12 protein-coding genes are annotated in these 16,311 nt (G+C 64.3%); 9 read left to right on the top strand and 3 right to left on the bottom strand.

Annotated features, from left to right (window positions below; translation table 11 throughout):
• Positions 1–20 precede the first annotated feature (20 nt).
• On the bottom strand, positions 21–1,985 hold the full coding sequence (locus AC2FNZ_RS14740; RefSeq protein WP_496841089.1) for a TonB-dependent receptor domain-containing protein: 1,965 nt from the start codon (positions 1,983–1,985) through the stop codon (positions 21–23).
• A 306-nt stretch (positions 1,986–2,291) separates the two neighbouring features.
• Between AC2FNZ_RS14740 and AC2FNZ_RS14735 the strand changes: the two genes are divergently transcribed.
• From AC2FNZ_RS14735 to AC2FNZ_RS14700, 8 genes are all read left to right on the top strand, one after another.
• Positions 2,292–3,344 carry a hemin-degrading factor gene (locus AC2FNZ_RS14735; RefSeq protein WP_496841088.1) on the top strand — a complete coding sequence of 351 codons (1,053 nt, stop codon included), beginning with the start codon at positions 2,292–2,294 and terminating at the stop codon, positions 3,342–3,344.
• Complete coding sequence (locus AC2FNZ_RS14730) at positions 3,344–4,192, top strand: heme/hemin ABC transporter substrate-binding protein (RefSeq protein WP_496841087.1); 849 nt, start codon at positions 3,344–3,346, stop codon at positions 4,190–4,192. The genes AC2FNZ_RS14735 and AC2FNZ_RS14730 overlap by 1 nt, the downstream gene beginning before the upstream one ends.
• A complete protein-coding gene (locus AC2FNZ_RS14725) occupies positions 4,189–5,262 on the top strand; it encodes a FecCD family ABC transporter permease (protein ID WP_496841086.1) in 1,074 nt (357 codons plus the stop codon). The genes AC2FNZ_RS14730 and AC2FNZ_RS14725 overlap by 4 nt, the downstream gene beginning before the upstream one ends.
• Positions 5,263–6,039, top strand: coding sequence for a heme ABC transporter ATP-binding protein (locus AC2FNZ_RS14720; RefSeq protein WP_496841085.1), 777 nt, complete (start codon positions 5,263–5,265; stop codon positions 6,037–6,039).
• A 347-nt stretch (positions 6,040–6,386) separates the two neighbouring features.
• Positions 6,387–7,337 carry an ABC transporter substrate-binding protein gene (locus tag AC2FNZ_RS14715; protein WP_093964480.1) on the top strand — a complete coding sequence of 317 codons (951 nt, stop codon included), beginning with the start codon at positions 6,387–6,389 and terminating at the stop codon, positions 7,335–7,337.
• A gap of 84 nt (positions 7,338–7,421) precedes the next feature.
• Positions 7,422–8,459, top strand: a complete 1,038-nt coding sequence (locus AC2FNZ_RS14710; RefSeq protein ID WP_496841084.1) for a quaternary amine ABC transporter ATP-binding protein — start codon at positions 7,422–7,424, stop codon at positions 8,457–8,459.
• Positions 8,452–10,041, top strand: coding sequence for an ABC transporter permease (locus AC2FNZ_RS14705; protein WP_496841083.1), 1,590 nt, complete (start codon positions 8,452–8,454; stop codon positions 10,039–10,041). Before AC2FNZ_RS14710 ends, AC2FNZ_RS14705 begins: the two co-directional genes overlap by 8 nt.
• A gap of 61 nt (positions 10,042–10,102) precedes the next feature.
• The gene (locus AC2FNZ_RS14700; RefSeq protein WP_496841082.1) at positions 10,103–11,083 is read left to right on the top strand and encodes an arginase family protein; all 981 of its coding nucleotides are present in this window, start codon (positions 10,103–10,105) and stop codon (positions 11,081–11,083) included.
• On the opposite strand, the gene AC2FNZ_RS14695 is transcribed toward AC2FNZ_RS14700, so the two are convergent.
• Both AC2FNZ_RS14695 and AC2FNZ_RS14690 read right to left on the bottom strand, forming a co-directional pair.
• Positions 11,080–12,048 (bottom strand): agmatinase, encoded by a 969-nt coding sequence (locus AC2FNZ_RS14695; protein WP_170339617.1) that lies wholly within the window; start codon positions 12,046–12,048, stop codon positions 11,080–11,082. The two genes, AC2FNZ_RS14700 and AC2FNZ_RS14695, sit on opposite strands and share 4 nt — an antisense overlap.
• Before the next feature lie 83 nt (positions 12,049–12,131).
• A complete protein-coding gene (locus AC2FNZ_RS14690) occupies positions 12,132–13,649 on the bottom strand; it encodes a trimethylamine methyltransferase family protein (protein WP_496841081.1) in 1,518 nt (505 codons plus the stop codon).
• A gap of 185 nt (positions 13,650–13,834) precedes the next feature.
• On the opposite strand from AC2FNZ_RS14690, the gene AC2FNZ_RS14685 reads away from it, so the two are divergent.
• Complete coding sequence (locus AC2FNZ_RS14685; RefSeq protein ID WP_496841080.1) at positions 13,835–16,270, top strand: GcvT family protein; 2,436 nt, start codon at positions 13,835–13,837, stop codon at positions 16,268–16,270.
• The last annotated feature ends 41 nt before the right edge of the window (positions 16,271–16,311 follow it).

Genomic DNA, 16,311 nt, shown 5'->3' with positions numbered 1-16,311 from the left:
GGGTCCTTTCCCTGAGGGGTTCAGAAGGTCTTGGCCACGGTCAGCTTGAAATTCCGGCCCGGCGAATTGCGGGTCGACAGGTTCGGCTGATAGGCCTTGTCAAAGATGTTCTCGATCCCGGCGCGCAGTTCGAAGCCTGCCAGCGCGCCCTCTTGCGGCAGATAGGTCGCGCGCAGGGTGTTCACCCCGTACCCGCCCACCGGATCGCCCGAGGAATCGAGCCCCGACTTGGCGCCGAAGATCTCCCAGCTGACATCCAGGGTTTCGCCAAACCGCTTGCCCAGGGTGATCCGCGCCGAATCCGTGGGCTCGTTGCGCCACGGCGATCCGATGCCCGCCGCGCTGAACTCGGTGGCGCTGACGATGTTGGCATTGAAATCGACGTAGAAGCCCGTGGCATGGGCATAGGAGGCTTCAATCTCGACGCCCTCGGTTTCGACCTTGGACAGGGGCAGGGACGGAGTGCCCGACACGTACGAGGTGATGTCCCACAGATCGGTGCTGTAGACATTGACCTTGGCGCGCACAACGTCGCCGGCGGCGAAGATATCGCCGCTGTCATAGGAAATGCCGGCCTCCCAGGTGCGGGATTTCTCGGGCTGGGTCATGTAGAGCGGTGTGCCCAGATCGTCGATGATCGGCAGGCTTTCGGTATAGGCCCCGCCCGCGAATACCGCGAAGCCGCTGGCGAATTCATAACGGGCCGACAGGCCGCCCATCAGCGCGTCGTTGTCATAGCTGCCGTTGAAGGGCGCGGCCGCGTCGCCGTTGCCCTTGATGTCCTGCGTTTCGTACCGCAGCGCGGGCGTGACGGTCAGCTGGTCGCCGAACTGGATGTCGTCAACCGCAAACAGCGCGACGCGACGGTCGGTGCCGCCCGGTGCCGATGGGGCATCCAGCCGCTCGCGCTCGATGAACTCCACCCCGAACCGCAGATCATGCGACGCCGCCCCGGTCTGGAAATACGAACTGTTCTTGATCGTCAGCTTGGTGGTTTCGTAATTGTGCGTGGCATCGGCCAGCGCCCGGATGCCGGGGAAGAAGGGCGTTCCCTCCAAACTGGACGAACCGGGCACATAGCTGCTGTCGATGGACTGCTCGGAATAGCTGAGATTGACGTCCAGATCGACCAGATCGTTGCCGGCCGGCCGATACTGATAGCGCAGAACGGCGATCCGGGTTTCGATGTCGCGGTCCACGTTGCCGAAGGCGTCCGCCGTCGTGCCGAAGGAATCATAGGGCACGTCCCGCTCTTCCGAGGTGGACTGATTCCAGGACGCGGTGATCGAATGTTCACGGTTGTCGCCAAAGCTGTATTTCCCCTTGGCCAGCAGCGAAGGCAGGGTAAAGGCGCTGTTGCCGATCGTGTCGCCGTTCCCGTCCTTCTGATCGCTTTGGTCGCGATAGGTGTAGTTGAGCAGGAATTCGGTCTGCCGGTTGGGTTGCCACGCAAGGATCGACGACGAGGCAAAGCCGCTGCCGTTGGAATACCCCTCGAGTGTCTGGCGGAAGCGGAACCCCGGCTCGCCGCCGGTAAAGTCGGACGCGTCCTTGGTTTCCAGCTGAACCACGCCGCCGACGACGCCCGAGCCGTATTCGAAGGACCCGACCGTGCCGCGTATGACCGAGACGCTTTTGTACAGCTGCGGATCGGTGAACAGCTGGTTGCCGATCCGGTACAGCTCTTCCGCGCCGGTGGTTGCGCCGTCGACCAGGATCAGAACCTTCTGGTCGGTGCCGAAGGTGCCGTTGGCCCCGTATCCGCGGATATTGATGCCCGATCCTTGCGGGGTCGAGCCGTTCACCAAGGTGACGCCGGGAACCGAATCGATCAGCTCGGCCACCGTGTTGGCCTGACGGTCATCAATCTCTTCCTGGTCGATATTCGTGACCGGAACCGCGGTGCCGGTCTGGATCTCGCGTTTGCTTTCGCCCAGTTCCAGGGTCCCGAGGAACCCGTCATCCTGTTCCTGCGCCCAAACCATGGACGCCATCAAACCAAAGCAAGAGGCAGTCCCAAGCAGGCCTGCAATATGAGTACGTGCACGCATTTCTGTCCCTTCGAAACAAGTGTGAGGACCGGAGATGCTTGCAGTTCGCTGGCGCTGGTCAGTTTTTTGCTGTTTTTTGGAATCGCCTTTTCGCGGCGACTTGTGTTCGTTAATAAAGGTGACTAAAACAGTCAACATAGTTTCGTGCCTTTAATTTCGGCACTGCCAGCAGGACGCTGTTTGCGATCAGCGCCCGGGCCAGCACCCCCTTAAAACCACGATGAAGACGGGAAACCCGCTATGGAACAGGTGCTTATGGCTCCTCAGGATATTCGTGCTGCCTATGCGCAGAAGACAGGCCAGCGAGACCGCGATTTAGCGGAATCGCTGGGGTTGAGCGAGGGCCAACTGGTCGCGGCCTTTGCCGGGGAGGGCGTGACACGGCTGAACCCCGACCTTGACGGGTTGTTCGGCCAGTTGGCCGGCTTGGGCGAGGTCATGGCGCTGACGCGCAACCCGTCCTGCGTGATCGAAAAGATCGGGCGATACGACAATTACCACAGCGGCCAACATGCCGCGATGGTGCTGACCGAAGAGATCGACCTGCGCATGTTCCCCACGCAATGGCACCATGTCTTTGCGGTCGAGCGGGAAACCGAGGCCGGTCTGCGCCGCTCGATCCAGGTGTTCGATGCGGCCGGGGACGCGGTTCACAAGATCATTCTGCGCGATGGCTCGGATCTGGGCCACTGGGGCACGCTGGTTCGGACACTGGCCGCCGAGGATCAGAGCCAGACGATGGCGGTCGCGCCGCGCAAACCGGCCGAAGCGCCTAAAGCCAATGCCGACAAAGCCGACGACCTGCGCCACGAATGGGCAAAGATGACGGACACGCACCAGTTCCTGCGCCTGACCTCGAAGCTCAAGATGAACCGGCTGGGCGCCTATCGCATCGCGGGCGAACCGCTGGCCCGCGCGGTTGATCCCGCGGCGGTCACCGGCCTGTTCGAACAGGTGAGGGATCAGCAGATTGAGGTGATGATCTTCGTCGGCAACCGCGGCTGCATCGAGATCCACGGCGGGCCGGTGCGGAATCTTCAGCAGATGGGGCCGTGGTTCAACGTGCTGGATCCGGGCTTCAACCTGCATCTGCGCAGCGATCACATCGCCGAGGTCTGGGCCGTCGACAAGCCGACCCAGCGCGGCCCGGCGATCTCGGTCGAGGCCTTCGACGCGGACGGCGCTTTGATCTTGCAGATCTTCGGGCGCCGCACCGGCGAGGCCGATCATCGCCCTGCCTGGGACGCGCTGGTTGCCGCGCTGCCCGGTCCGGCCGATACCGGAGCGGCATGATGCGGGGCCTGGTGACACTTTGCGCCGCTTTGCTGGCTTCGGCGGCGGTCGCGCAGGCCGAGAGCAAACGCGTGATCGCCATCGGCAGTTCGCTGACCGAGATCGTCCATGCCCTGGGCCAGCAGCACCGGCTGGTCGGCCGTGACCGCAGTTCGACCTGGCCGCCCGAGGCGGCGGATCTGCCCGATGTCGGGTATCGCCGGGCCCTGTCGCCCGAGGGCGTGCTGTCGGTTGCGCCCGACCTGATCCTTGCGCTCGAAGGGTCGGGCCCGCCCGAGACCATCGCGGTGCTGCAAGAGGCCGGCGTGGATTACATCACCATTGCCGACGAATTCTCGCGCGATGGCGTCATCGACAAGATCCGCGCCGTGGGTGCCGCGCTGGGGGTCGAGGCCGAGGCCGAAGCCCTGGCGGCCGAAACCGCACGCCGGCTGGACCGGGCGCTGGCCCAGGCGTCCGACGCGCAGGACGCGCCGGTGAACGTGCTGTTCCTGCTTTCGGCTCGGGGCAGCGAATTTGTCGTCGGCGGGGCCGAGACCCAGGCCGATACCATCATTCGGATGGCCGGAGGCAAAAACGCGGCCGCGGGTGTGACGGGTTTCAAGACGATGACGCCCGAAGCCATGGCCGCCACCGCGCCGGACGTGATCCTGATGATGGAGCGCCAGGGCGAGCCGATCCTCTCGGAGGAAGAGCTGTTCGCGCTGCCCGCAGTCCGGCTGACTCCGGCGGGGCGGAACCGGGCGCTGATCCGGATGCCCGGCGCCTATCTGCTGGGCTTCGGCCCGCGCAGCGCCGACGCGGTCATGGATCTGTCGGCCGCATTGCGGGGCGTCAGGGGCTCATGACGCTGGCACTGGATAACGGCGCGCCCCCGACCGCCGCGGCCCGCAGGTCGTGGGCTGCATGGGTGACCCTGGCCCTGATCGGCCTTCTGGCCGTGACCAGCATGGCCAGCATCTCGGTCGGCGCGTCCGAGGCCTCGTTGAAGATGGCCGTTTCAGATCTGCTGCATGGCCGGGGCCTGTCGGATCTGAACCGGATCGTGCTGTGGGACATCCGCCTTCCGCGGCTGGCGATGGGCATCCTGGTCGGGGCGGCGCTGGCGGTGTCGGGCGTCGTGATGCAGGGGCTGTTCCGAAACCCGCTGGCGGATCCGGGCATCGTCGGCGTAAGCGCGGGGGCGGGGCTGGGCGCGATCACCGCCATCGTCTTCGGCAACCTTCTGCCCGCCGCCGTTCTGGCCTGGGTCGGCAGTGGCCTGGTCGCGGTTGCCGCCTTTCTGGGCGGCTGGGCGTCGGTCCTGATCCTCTATCGCGTTTCGACGCGTCAGGGGCAGACCTCGGTGGCCACGATGCTGCTGGCCGGCATCGCCCTGGCGGCTCTGTCGGGCGCGGTGTCGGGGGTCATGGTGTACATCGCCGACGATCAGCAGCTGCGGGATCTGACCTTCTGGGGCATGGGGTCGCTGGCCGGCGCGACCTGGACCAAGGTCGCCACCGCCGCGCCTTTGATACTGGCGTCGATCCTGTGCGCGCAGCGTCTGGCCCGCGCCTTGAATGGCCTGGCCATGGGCGAAGCGGTGGCGCATCACATCGGAATTCCGGTGCAGCGCAGCAAGAACATCGCGATCCTGACGGTGGCCGCCGCCACCGGCGCGGCCGTGGCCGTGTCGGGCGGGATCGGGTTCATCGGCATCGTCGTGCCGCATCTGCTGCGGCTGGGCACCGGCCCCGATCACCACCGGCTGCTGGTGAATGCGGCCTTGCTGGGCGCCGCCCTGTTGCTGGCCGCCGACATGATCAGCCGGGTGATCGTGGCCCCGGCCGAGCTGCCGATCGGCATCGTCACGGCCATTCTGGGCGCGCCGGTGTTCTTCTGGATCCTGCTGCGCCGCCACGGATCGATGGGAATGTGAATGATGAAAGCTGAAAATGTCAGCGTCCGTATCGGGCGCAAGCAGATCCTGCGCGAAGTGGATTTCCTGGCTGAACCCGGACAGTTCACCGCGATCATTGGGCCCAACGGCTCGGGCAAATCCACGCTGCTCAGGGCGCTGTCGGGCGAAATCCCGAACGTTGGCCGGGTCACCTTGAACGGCCAGGACATCGCGGCCCTGCAGCCCTGGGAACTGGCGGCGATGCGGGGCGTTCTTCCGCAATCCTCGGCCGTCGCCTTTCCCTTCACCGCGCTGGAAGTCGTACGCTTGGGCCTGCCCGGCGGCCTGGCCAACGGCGACGACGCCCTGCCGTCGCGCGCGATGGCGCATGTCGATCTTGCGGGGTTCGAGCCGCGCTCGTACCAGAACCTGTCCGGCGGCGAGCAGCAACGCGTGCAGCTTGCGCGCGTTCTGACCCAGGTCTGGAGCTCGGTGCGGCGCGACCGGCCGCGCTGGCTGTTGCTGGACGAGCCCGTCGCCAGCCTGGACATCGCGCATCAGTTCACGGTTCTGCGCATCGCGCGCGAATTCGCCGATCAGGGCGGGGGCGTCGTGGTCGTGATGCATGACCTGAACCTGACCGCGTTGTTCGCCGACAAGGTCTGCGTTCTGTCGAACGGAGAGGTCTGGCGCACCGGGGCGGTTTCGGACGTCATGACCGACGAGGTGATGCGGCAGGTCTACGGCATCGATCTGCCGGTCAGCACGCTGCCGGCAACTGACGTTCCGTTTGTCTTGCCGCAGGCGCTGGTTTGAGGCCCAAACCCCACTGAGCCAAACTGCAGGGCAGCCAGATTTCATGCAGCAGGCGTACCAATCCAACGCACGGTCTCACGGGTTTCACCACGACGCGTGGGACCGCTATTCGGAATTTAGCGAAACCATTCTGCGAGAATTTCGAAACCGTGACCCCGGTTCGAAGTTGCGCTTGATGGGTCAAACGGCAGGTGCTTCACTTTTTTCAGTGCGGGGCGTGTTCACATGCGAAACGCGCTCAATACACCCGAGACGCTGACCCGATCTCGACGATCAGGCCCGTCCGCCTGATCGCTTTCGATCAACGAGAATCAGCGCCGAAGACGACCAACATGGAGAGATGCAACATGAACAAACTTGCTACGTTACTGGGGGGCGCATCGATGGCGGTCGCTGCCCCGGTTTTTGCTGCCGATATCGTGATCGGTGTCCCGAACTGGGCGTCGGTGAACGCCACCGCGCACATTCTTGAAGTCGTTATCGAAGAAAACCTTGGCCTTGATGTCGAATTGCAGAACGGCACCAACCCCATCGTGTTCGAAGCGATGGATTCCGGCGCGATGCACGTCCACCCGGAAGTCTGGATGCCGAACCAGCAGAACCTGCACGACACCTATGTCAAACAGAATGGCACAGTCGTGATGAACGAGAACCCGGTTCAGGCTGAGCAGGGTATGTGCGTGCCGACCTACATTGCCGAGGAATATGACATCAAGTCCATCGACGACCTGAGCGATCCGGACAAGATGGCCATCTTCGATACTGACGGAAACGGTACCCCCGAGGTTTGGATCGGCGCGCCCGGTTGGGCGTCGACCGTGGTCGAGAAGATCCGCGCCAAGTCCTATGGCTATGACCAGATCTTCGAACTGACCGAGTACGAGGAAACCATCGCCTACGCTAATTTGGCAAACGCGACCAAGGCCGGCGATCCGTGGATCGGGTTCTGCTACAGCCCGCACTACATCTTCGTGACCCAGGAACTGACCGTGCTGGAAGAGCCGCCGCATGATCCGGCCACCTGGACGATCGTTCAGCCCACCGATGACCCGGACTGGCTGGACAAGTCCGAGGCCTCGACCGCGTGGAACGGGGCAACTCTGCACCTGCACTACGCCAAAGAGCTTGAGGAAAATCACCCCGAGGTCGCGGCCCTGTTCCGCAACTACCAGATGCAGGGTGATGATCTGAGCGCGATGGGCAAGGCGCTGGCCGTGGACAACATCGAAGCAGCCGATTTCGCCCGCCAGTGGGTGGCTGAAAACGAAGACACCGTTATCGGCTGGCTGACGAACTAAATCACAAACGCATGGGGCCGTCGCGACTGATCGCGGCGGCCCTTTGCCTGTTTGCCGGGATGCAACCCCGTAGATGAGGGGCAAATGGACGAACCTGTCGTAAAACTAGAAAATGTCTGGAAAATTTTCGGCGCACGGGCCGAAGAAGCCATGGCTGCGGTCCGGAATGAAGGTATTGGAAAACCTGAAGTTCTTGAAAGATTCAATTGCGTGGTCGGCGTTCAAGGCGCCACGTTCGAGGTGCCGCGTGGCGAGATTTTTTGCATCATGGGCCTGTCGGGTTCAGGCAAGTCGACCCTTGTGCGCCATGTCAATCGCCTGATCGAGCCCACGGCCGGAAAGATCGAGATCATGGGGCAGGACGTGTCCAAGATCTCCGAGTCCGAGTTGCGCCGCATCCGCGCGCAGCAGATCGGAATGGTATTCCAGCACATGGCGCTGATGCCGCACCGTTCCGTGCGCGACAACGTGGCCTATCCGCTTGAGATCCGCAAAGTCTCGAAATCCAAGCGCTGGGCGGTCTCCGATCATGCGCTGGGCCTGGTGGACCTGACCGGGTACGAGGACCGGTTGCCCAAGGAACTGTCGGGCGGGATGCAGCAGCGCGTGGGCATTGCGCGCGCGCTGGCTTCGGACCCGGAAATCCTGTTGATGGACGAACCATTCTCGGCGCTGGACCCGCTGATCCGGCTGCAGTTGCAGGATCAGTTCAAGGCTCTGGTTGCGCAGCTGAAAAAGACCACGCTGTTCATCACCCATGACCTGGACGAGGCGATCCGTATCGGCCACCGCATCGCCATCATGAAGGACGGCGTGATCGTCCAGGTCGGCACGCCCGAGGACATCGTGATGAACCCGGCCGATGACTATGTGCGCGAGTTCGTGCAGGGCATATCCAAGCTGAAACTGGTCAAGGCGCATTCGATCATGGAGCCGTTGGAGAGCTACTCCGGTCCGCTGGATGGCGCACCGCGCGCCGATGAGGGTGCAGACCTCGACCAACTGATCGACCTGGCCGTGAACACCGAGCTTCCGGTGGTGATCACCGATGGCGGTCAGGATGTCGGCGTCGTGACCAAACCACGCCTGCTGCGCGGAATTCAGGGGGGCAAAAATGACTGATGCAACCACGGAATTGAAAGTCACGGCCGCCTCCGACATCGAGGTGGACCGCGAGGCGCTGGATCGGTCGATCCGCGAATTCGCCGGCCCAAATGGCGACTATTACGTCAACGCCTTTCACAAGATCCACGATGCGACCAGTCCGATCCCGAACACGTTCAACCTGTGGGCGGCGGTGCTGGGGCCTTTCTGGTCCGCCTCGCGGGCGATCTGGGGGATGTTCTGGGCTTTCCTGATTCTGGAAATCATCGCCTGGGTGCAGATCGGGCGCGGCGGCTGGGGCAATCCGGGGGCTGACCTAGCCGAACGCGCGGCCCGTCAGCAGGACCGTGCGAACGAGCTGCTGGCCCGCGCGGCGGATGCAACCGAGAAGGCGGACATCGACCGGTTCAACAAGTTGGCCGCAAATATCCAGAAGGCGGCCGATGCCAGCCTGGCCAAGGCGCAGGCCGCGCAGTCCGAAGCGCTGGGGATCATGGTCACCGGCCTTTTGATGCTGCTGGTCTTCAAGCTGGTGCAGGGGCTCTACGCCGATCGGGTGTACGAGAAGCAGTATTCGAACTGGCGGATCGACCCCGACAGCACCGAAAGCGGCCGCTCGACCCGGAACACGGTTCTGGGGGCGATTCTGGTGACTGCGATCGGGCCATTGATCGTGTACAAATTCACTGTGAACGCCTCGCTTCCGCTGCTGGATGCCTTCCCCGAAAAACAAGTGTCCGAGATGATACTCGGGCCTGATCAGGGCACATTGTTCTCGGTCGTGGCCAGTTGGATGGAGGCCCGGATCGACGCCGCCGCCGCCGCGGGCGGAGACATTTTCGACGGGATCGTTGCCGGTGTACGCTCGGTTCTGGACGGGCTGACCGTGGCCCTGATCGGGTCGCCCTGGCCCGTGGTCATGCTGGTGATCTGCGTGACCGCGTGGCGCGCAGCGGGTCCGCGCGTGGCGATCTTCACCGCCGCGTCGCTGGCCTATATCGCGCTGCTGGGCTATTGGGGCGTTGCGATGGAGACGGTGGCACTGGTGGGCGCGGCCGTGCTGCTGTGCGTCACCTTCGGCATTCCGCTGGGCATCTGGTTCGGCAAATCCAAACGTGCCTATCGCGCGGCCGAGCCGGTGTTGGACCTGATGCAGACTCTGCCGGCCTTCGTGTATCTGATCCCGATCATCGCCTTCTTTGGCACCGGCAACCCGCCGGGCATCCTGGCCACGATCATCTTCGGTATGCCGCCGGTGATCCGCCTGACGGCGCTGGGCATGCGCGGGGTGCCGGAAAGCATCAAAGAGGCCGCCGTGGCCTTTGGCGCCTCGAAATGGCAGTTGCTGAAGGACGTGGAAATCCCGCTGGCGCTGCCGTCGATCATGACCGGCGTGAACCAGACCATCCTGATGTGCCTGTCGATGGTCGTGATCATCTCGCTGATCGGCGGCGGGGGTCTGGGCAAGGAAATCCTTGAGGCGCTGCAATATGCGGCCAAGGGGCCGGGCCTGCTGGGCGGTTTTGCGATCCTGTTCCTGGCCATGGTCATGGACCGCATCGTTCAGGGCGCCTTCCGACGCGAAGACGAAAAGATCTGACACGGCAGCCGCCCCCCGGATCACCCGTGGGGGCGGTTTCATTTCAGGGCGGGGAGATATGATGGCGGACCGCTATGAACAATCCATGATGGACAACCTGTACTGGTGGGGCGTGCCCACCCTGTTCCGGTGCCCGCATGTGGGGCCGCAAGACCAGGATATCGCCCTTGTGGGCGTGCCGCACTCTGCCGGCAACGGCACCACCGAGCGCGACCAGCATCTGGGCCCGCGCGCGCTGCGTCATGTCTCGGCCGTGCAGCGCCGGGTGCATTCGCTGTTCCAGATCGATCCGTGGTCGAGCGCGCGCATTGCCGATGTGGGCGACGTGCCGTTTCCGCGCGCCAACGACAACGAAGACTGCATCGAGCGTATCACCGCCTTCTACCGTGACATAGACGCGGCCGGTGCGCGGCCCGTTTCGATCGGTGGCGATCACTCGATCACGGGCGGGATCGTTCAGGCGCTGGGCCGAGGCGAACTGGCGGGCGGGCAACCGGTCAGCTTTTTGCATCTGGATGCGCATACGGATGTGTTCACCAAGGTCGATCATTTCCTGGGGGCCAAGAAGTCGGCCGCGCATTGGGGAGCTTACCTCGCCGATCAGGGGCAGGTGGACCCGGCCCGGTCGATGCAGATCGGGTTGCGGGGGCATCCGCGCAGCCTGGACTGGCTGCAGCCTTCATATGACTATGGCTACAACATCGTCACCATGCGCGAGTTCCGCCAGCGTGGCTTGGCCGATGTGGTGGCCCAAACGCGCGAGGTTCTGGGCGACCGGCCGGTTTACATCACCTTCGATCTCGACTGCCTTGACCCGACCATCGCGCCGGGCGTGTCGAACCTGGAACCCGGCGAGAAGGGTTTTGACATCGACGAGGCCGTGGGCATCCTGCATGCCGCGCGGGGGCTGAACATCGTCGGCGGCGATGTGGTCTGCATGATGCCGACCAAGGACAGCCCCAACAATATCACCGCGCTGACGGCGGCGGCGGTCATGTTCGAGATGATCGCGATGATCGCCGAGAACGTCGCGCGGGCCTAGCGCCGCGCGTCGATCGCCTGGGCCAGCACGCACAGCAGCTCGAACATCAGCGAAATGCCCAGCCAAGCGGTACCGCCCGATGGGTCGAAGGGAGGCGAGACCTCGACCAGATCCGCGCCCACAAGGTTCAGACCTTCCAGCTTGCGGATGACCTGCTGGGCCTGAAAGCTGTTGGGGCCGCCGATCTCGGGCGTGCCGGTGCCAGGGGCATGGGTGGGGTCCACGAAATCGATGTCATAGGTGCAATAGCAGGGCGCGTCGCCGACGATGGAGCGGACCTCGGTCATGACATCGTCGATGCCGCGGTCGAACAGCTCTTCGATGCGGATGATGCGGATGCCCTGCGCCTCGCCCCATTCGATATCCTCGGTGTTGTAGGCGGTGCCGCGAATGCCTACCTGCACGAAACGTTCGGGATCGACCAGCCCCTCCTCGACCGCGCGGCGGAACGGGGTGCCATGGGTATATTTGTGGCCGCCGAAATAGCTGTCGAACAGGTCGGTATGGCTGTCGAACTGGATCAACCCAAGCGGGCCGTCGCTGGCCAGCGCCCGCAGGACGGGCAGGGTGGTCAGGTGATCGCCGCCCGCCGTCAGGGGCACTATGCCGCGCAGCATCAGGTCGGTGTAGAAGCGGGTGACGCGATCCAGCGTATCCTCGATATCCACCGGGTTGGGCGGCACGTCACCCAGGTCGGCACAGTTGACCAGTTCGAACGGGGCAACCCCGGTCACCGGGTTCATGGCGCGGATCATGGTGGACTGGTCGCGCAACTGCCGCGGCCCGTGCCGCGCGCCGGGCCGGTTGGTGGTGCCCCCGTCCCAGGGGATGCCGACCAGCCCAAGCTCGACCAGATCCATCCGGTCGTCGTCCGCGGTCAGGGCCGGCAGACGCATGAAGGTGGGGACACCGGCAAAGCGCGCCAGCTCCATCGCCGAGACGGGTTGAAAGAACGCATTTGCCATGAGGCCCCCTTTGTCGTCATTTGCCCGAGCCTAGCGCCAAGCCCGCGTCAAAAACACCCAGTCCGCGACACAGCAACGTCGGATCAGGACAGAATCCGGAAAATGGCGCGGATCTCGGCCTCCTGTTCGGGGCTGAGGTATTGCGGGTGATGCGTGCGCAGGATTTCACGCGCGCGGTCACGGGCGGTGGACCAGGCATCGCGGGCGCCGCTGTCCTGCCAGCTGCGCGGCTCGGCCCGGTCGGCAAGGGCGGGGTAGAAATAGTCACGCTCCATCGCCGCATGGGTGTGGGCGCTGCCCAGAAAATGGCCCTCGCCCAGAACCGACTGGCAGATCGCGTCAAAACCCAGGTTTTCTTCGGTCACCTCGATCCCGCGCAGGGCGCGATAGGTGTGCGAGTGCATCTCGTCATCCAGCACGAACCCCTCGAAGCTGACCCCCAGCAGCGAGGCCGTCATGCCCGAGCTTTCATAGATCAGGTTGCCCCCGGCCAGCGCGGCGGCCAGCGAGGTGATGCCTTTTTCGGCGCCGTATTGCGCGTCGATGGCCTTGGCATCGGTCATCGAACAGGCCACGCCCGAGGGCAGCCCCAGCCAGTTGGTGATCTGGGCCGAGGCCGCGTTCAGCACGGCGGTTTCGCCACTGCCGCCCGAAAACGCGCCGGTGCGCAGATCGATGATGAAGGGCCAGTTGGAAAACACCATGGGAAAGCCCGGCCGGATCGCGTTGACCATGATCAGGCTGGCCAGAGTTTCGGCCAGAGACTGGGTCAGAAACCCGGCCATGGTGGCGGGCGCGGTCGCCCCGGCCTGGGCTGCTGTGATGCAGGACATGGGGATGTTGTGCGCGATGCATTCATAGACCACGTCCACCGCATCTTCGCCGTACCGCAAGGGCGAGATCACCGGGCTGATATGCGCCTTCAGGAACGGGCGTTCCGCAAAGGCGCCCCGGCCTCCGGCAGCGATATCCAGCATCCGCACGATGGGCGCGACATGCTCGGCCAGCGTGAACGAGGTCGCCACCGGTTTGGTGGTATTCCGGATCAGCGCATAGGCGGTATTCACGTCCAGATCGAAATTGTCCGGCACGTCGGTGGCGACGCAGCATCGGGTGAACCAGCTGACATTGGCCAGCGTGTCCTGAAGGCGGGTGAAATCATGCAGATCGGCCAGCGTCGACGGGCGATAGAGCCCGCTGTCGAGGTCCAGCGTCTGGACCGCTGCTCCGCCGGTGCCGAAATGCACGCGGTCGCCGCCCACTTCGATTGACCGGGCCGGGTCGCGCCCGTGCAGGGTAAACCGCTTGGCGGCCCGCCGGACCGCGCCTTCGACCATCGCTCGAGGAAAGACCAGCCGTCCCGGCGGGCCTGGCCGCGCACCTGCGGCGATCAGATCTTGTGCCAGGCGGTCGGGCACCTCGCCCATGCCCAGCGTTTCCAGCAGGCGCAGGGCGGTGTCGTGGATCGCCGCGATCTCGGGCAAGGTCAGGGGTTTGTACTGCCCGCCGATCTGGCCGGGCGGGCAGGGGTCAAATGCCGGTTTGGCCGCCCGTTGCGCCAGCCTGGCCCGCCGCCCGCCGCGTTTGCCCTGTTCTGGCATCTCCGAAGGCTCCTGATCCGATCCTGCCCTGTAGGGTATGCGGCAACGCGGGGTGCAGCCAAAGCGGAAATGCCGTTTTGAGAAATCTCAATTCCCGTTTCGATTTTTCGGGACCGGCCACTGCGCCATTGCCCGCCCGCTGCGCCGTTCGGCAGGGTTCGGAGAACCTCAGAAGGAGCACACCCATGAAATCGCGCACCAAGGTCGTGGTGATCGGCGGCGGAATCGCCGGCTGTTCAACCCTGTATCACCTGACGCAGGAAGGCTGGAGCGACGTGGTTCTGGTGGAGCGCAACGAGCTGACATCCGGCACCACATGGCATTCGGCCGCGCAGGTGACGAATTTCGGAATGAACCAGACGATGGTGGGGCTCAAGTCGCATTCGATCCGCCTGTACAAGGAACTGGCCGAAGACCCGGACTATCCGATCAACTACCATCATGGCGACGGTGGCATCCGGTTGGCCAATACCGAAGCGCAGATGCAGGGCTATCGCCATTTCGCGTCGATGGCGCGAGGGATGGACGTGCATTTCGAGGTGATCGACGCGCATGAATGCGCCCGCCGCCACCCGCTGATTTCCACCGAGAACCTGCTGGGTGGCCTGTGGGATCCGCTAGATGGTGACATCGACCCGGCACAGCTGTGTCAGGCGCTGGCGCGGCGGGCGCGCAAGGCCGGGGCCGAGGTCCATCGCAACACGCCGGTCACGGCCCTGACCCAGCATGGGGACGACACCTGGACCGTTCATACCGAGCACGGCGACATCGACTGTGACATCGTGGTGAATGCCTGTGGCTACCGCGTGAACGAGGTGGGCGCGATGATGGGCGTACACCATCCCGTGGCCTCGATGGAGCACCAGTATTTCCTGACCGAGGAAATCCCCGCGATCCGCGATGCCGGCCACCGCATGCCGCTGCTGCGCTGCCCGATCAGCGACTACTACTGCCGGCAGGAAAAGAACGGGCTGCTGTTGGGTTTCTACGAACAGGACTGCAAGACCTGGGGCATAGACGGGATCGACCCGAACTTCGTCAACGCGCTGTGCCCGGACGATCTGGACCGGGTGACCGATGTGCTGGAAGGCGCGTTTGCCCGCATGCCCGCGCTGATGGAGGCAGGGATCCACACGGTCGTCAACGGCCCGATCACCTACACGATCGACGGCGCGCCTCTGGTCGGGCCGATTCCCGGCAAGCGCAACGCATTCTGCATCATCGGGCTGCGGGCCGGGCTGGGCGAGGGGGGCGGCCACGGCTGGCTTCTGGCCCAGCAGATCGTGCATGGCGAGGCCTGCTATGACACCTGGTGCCTCGACCCGCGCCGGTTCGCCGGGCATGCCAATGTCGAGCTGACCGCGTTGAAGGCGATCGAGGATTATCAGAACGAGTTCCGCTTTCATTTTCCGCACGAGCACCGCCCCGCCGGGCGGCCCGCCAGGACAACGCCGCTGACCCCGGTTCTGGCCGCCGAGAGCGCGGAGTTTACCGTGGTGAATGGTTGGGAGCGGGTCGAGTACATCAAGCCTACGCCCGATTTCACGCCGACGCTCAGTTTCGATTTTGACGAAACCTTCGACGTGATCGCCGCCGAGGTCGCCAACGTGCAGCAGAATGTCGGGCTGGCCGAGGTCAACGGGTTCAACCGGATCGAGATCACCGGCGCCGACCGGCATGCGTTCCTTGACCGGATGATCTGCGGCGCGCTGCCCCGTCGCCCGGGTCGGGTGGGGTTGGCCTATCTGCTTAACCATCAGGGCATGGTCAAGGCCGAGGCGACCATCGCCAATCTGCCCGCCAGCAACCGGGGGCCGGATCGCGTCTGGTACGGCTCGGCCGCCGCGGCCGAGCTGCACGACATGGATTGGCTGTCCCGACACATCGCCCCCGACGAGGACGTGCAATTGCGCAGCCTGACCAACGACCAGACCATCCTGGTTCTGGCCGGACCACGGGCGCGTGACGTGTTGTCGGCCTGCTCGCGCGGGGATTGGTCGCGGGACGCCTTCCCGTGGCTCAGCGTACACGAGTGCTTTGTCGGGATCGCGCCCGCTACCGTGATGGGCGTCAGTTTCTCGGGCGAGTTGGCCTATGAGATCCATGTGCCCAACGCCTCGCTCCATGCGGCCTATCTTGCGCTGCGGCAGGCCGGACAGGCCTTTGGCCTGCAACTGTTCGGCGCGCGGGCAGTCGAGTCGATGCGGATGGAGAAAACCTTCCTGCATTGGAAGGCGGACCTGATCACCGAGTTCGACCCGTTCGAAACCGGGTTGGGCCGCTTTGTTCGGCTGGACAAACCGGAGTTCATCGGGCGCGCGGCGCTGATCGAACGGCAGGCCAAAGGGCCGTCACGCAAGTTGGTTGCCCTGCAGGTGCAGGCCGCGCACGCGCCCGCGCATCCCGGTGCGTCGCTGATGGCAGGGGATCGGGTGGTGGGAACGGTGACCTCGGGCGACTGGGGGCATCGTACCGGGCTGAACCTTGCGCATGCCTTTGTCGAGCCGCACCTGTCAGCAGAAGGCAGCGAGATGATGCTGGACCTGTGCGGTGACAGGGTTCCGGCGCGGGTTATTCCTGCCTGCCCCTACGATCCCGACTTCATCCACATGCGCAGCTAAAGCGGGTGACCAACATTCACCATTGCCCGAAAGCCAAAACT

It is taken from the genome of Ruegeria sp. SAZA006, from assembly GCF_059613465.1.
The sequence above is the reverse complement of the archived record's forward strand: the minus strand, read 5'-3'. Positions and strand labels throughout refer to the sequence as shown.

Excerpts from the sequence above, each read along its gene's own strand:
- AC2FNZ_RS14720 (WP_496841085.1), top strand. The coding sequence starts at position 5,263 with ATGATGAAAGCTGAAAATGTCAGCGTCCGTATCGGGCGCAAGCAGATC.
- AC2FNZ_RS14685 (WP_496841080.1), top strand. The coding sequence starts at position 13,835 with ATGAAATCGCGCACCAAGGTCGTGGTGATCGGCGGCGGAATCGCCGGC.
- AC2FNZ_RS14740 (WP_496841089.1), bottom strand. The coding sequence starts at position 1,985 with ATGGTTTGGGCGCAGGAACAGGATGACGGGTTCCTCGGGACCCTGGAA.
- AC2FNZ_RS14710 (WP_496841084.1), top strand. The coding sequence starts at position 7,422 with ATGGACGAACCTGTCGTAAAACTAGAAAATGTCTGGAAAATTTTCGGC.
- AC2FNZ_RS14725 (WP_496841086.1), top strand. The coding sequence starts at position 4,189 with ATGACGCTGGCACTGGATAACGGCGCGCCCCCGACCGCCGCGGCCCGC.
- AC2FNZ_RS14695 (WP_170339617.1), bottom strand. The coding sequence starts at position 12,048 with ATGGCAAATGCGTTCTTTCAACCCGTCTCGGCGATGGAGCTGGCGCGC.
- AC2FNZ_RS14715 (WP_093964480.1), top strand. The coding sequence starts at position 6,387 with ATGAACAAACTTGCTACGTTACTGGGGGGCGCATCGATGGCGGTCGCT.
- AC2FNZ_RS14730 (WP_496841087.1), top strand. The coding sequence starts at position 3,344 with ATGCGGGGCCTGGTGACACTTTGCGCCGCTTTGCTGGCTTCGGCGGCG.
- AC2FNZ_RS14700 (WP_496841082.1), top strand. The coding sequence starts at position 10,103 with ATGGCGGACCGCTATGAACAATCCATGATGGACAACCTGTACTGGTGG.
- AC2FNZ_RS14705 (WP_496841083.1), top strand. The coding sequence starts at position 8,452 with ATGACTGATGCAACCACGGAATTGAAAGTCACGGCCGCCTCCGACATC.
- AC2FNZ_RS14735 (WP_496841088.1), top strand. The coding sequence starts at position 2,292 with ATGGAACAGGTGCTTATGGCTCCTCAGGATATTCGTGCTGCCTATGCG.
- AC2FNZ_RS14690 (WP_496841081.1), bottom strand. The coding sequence starts at position 13,649 with ATGCCAGAACAGGGCAAACGCGGCGGGCGGCGGGCCAGGCTGGCGCAA.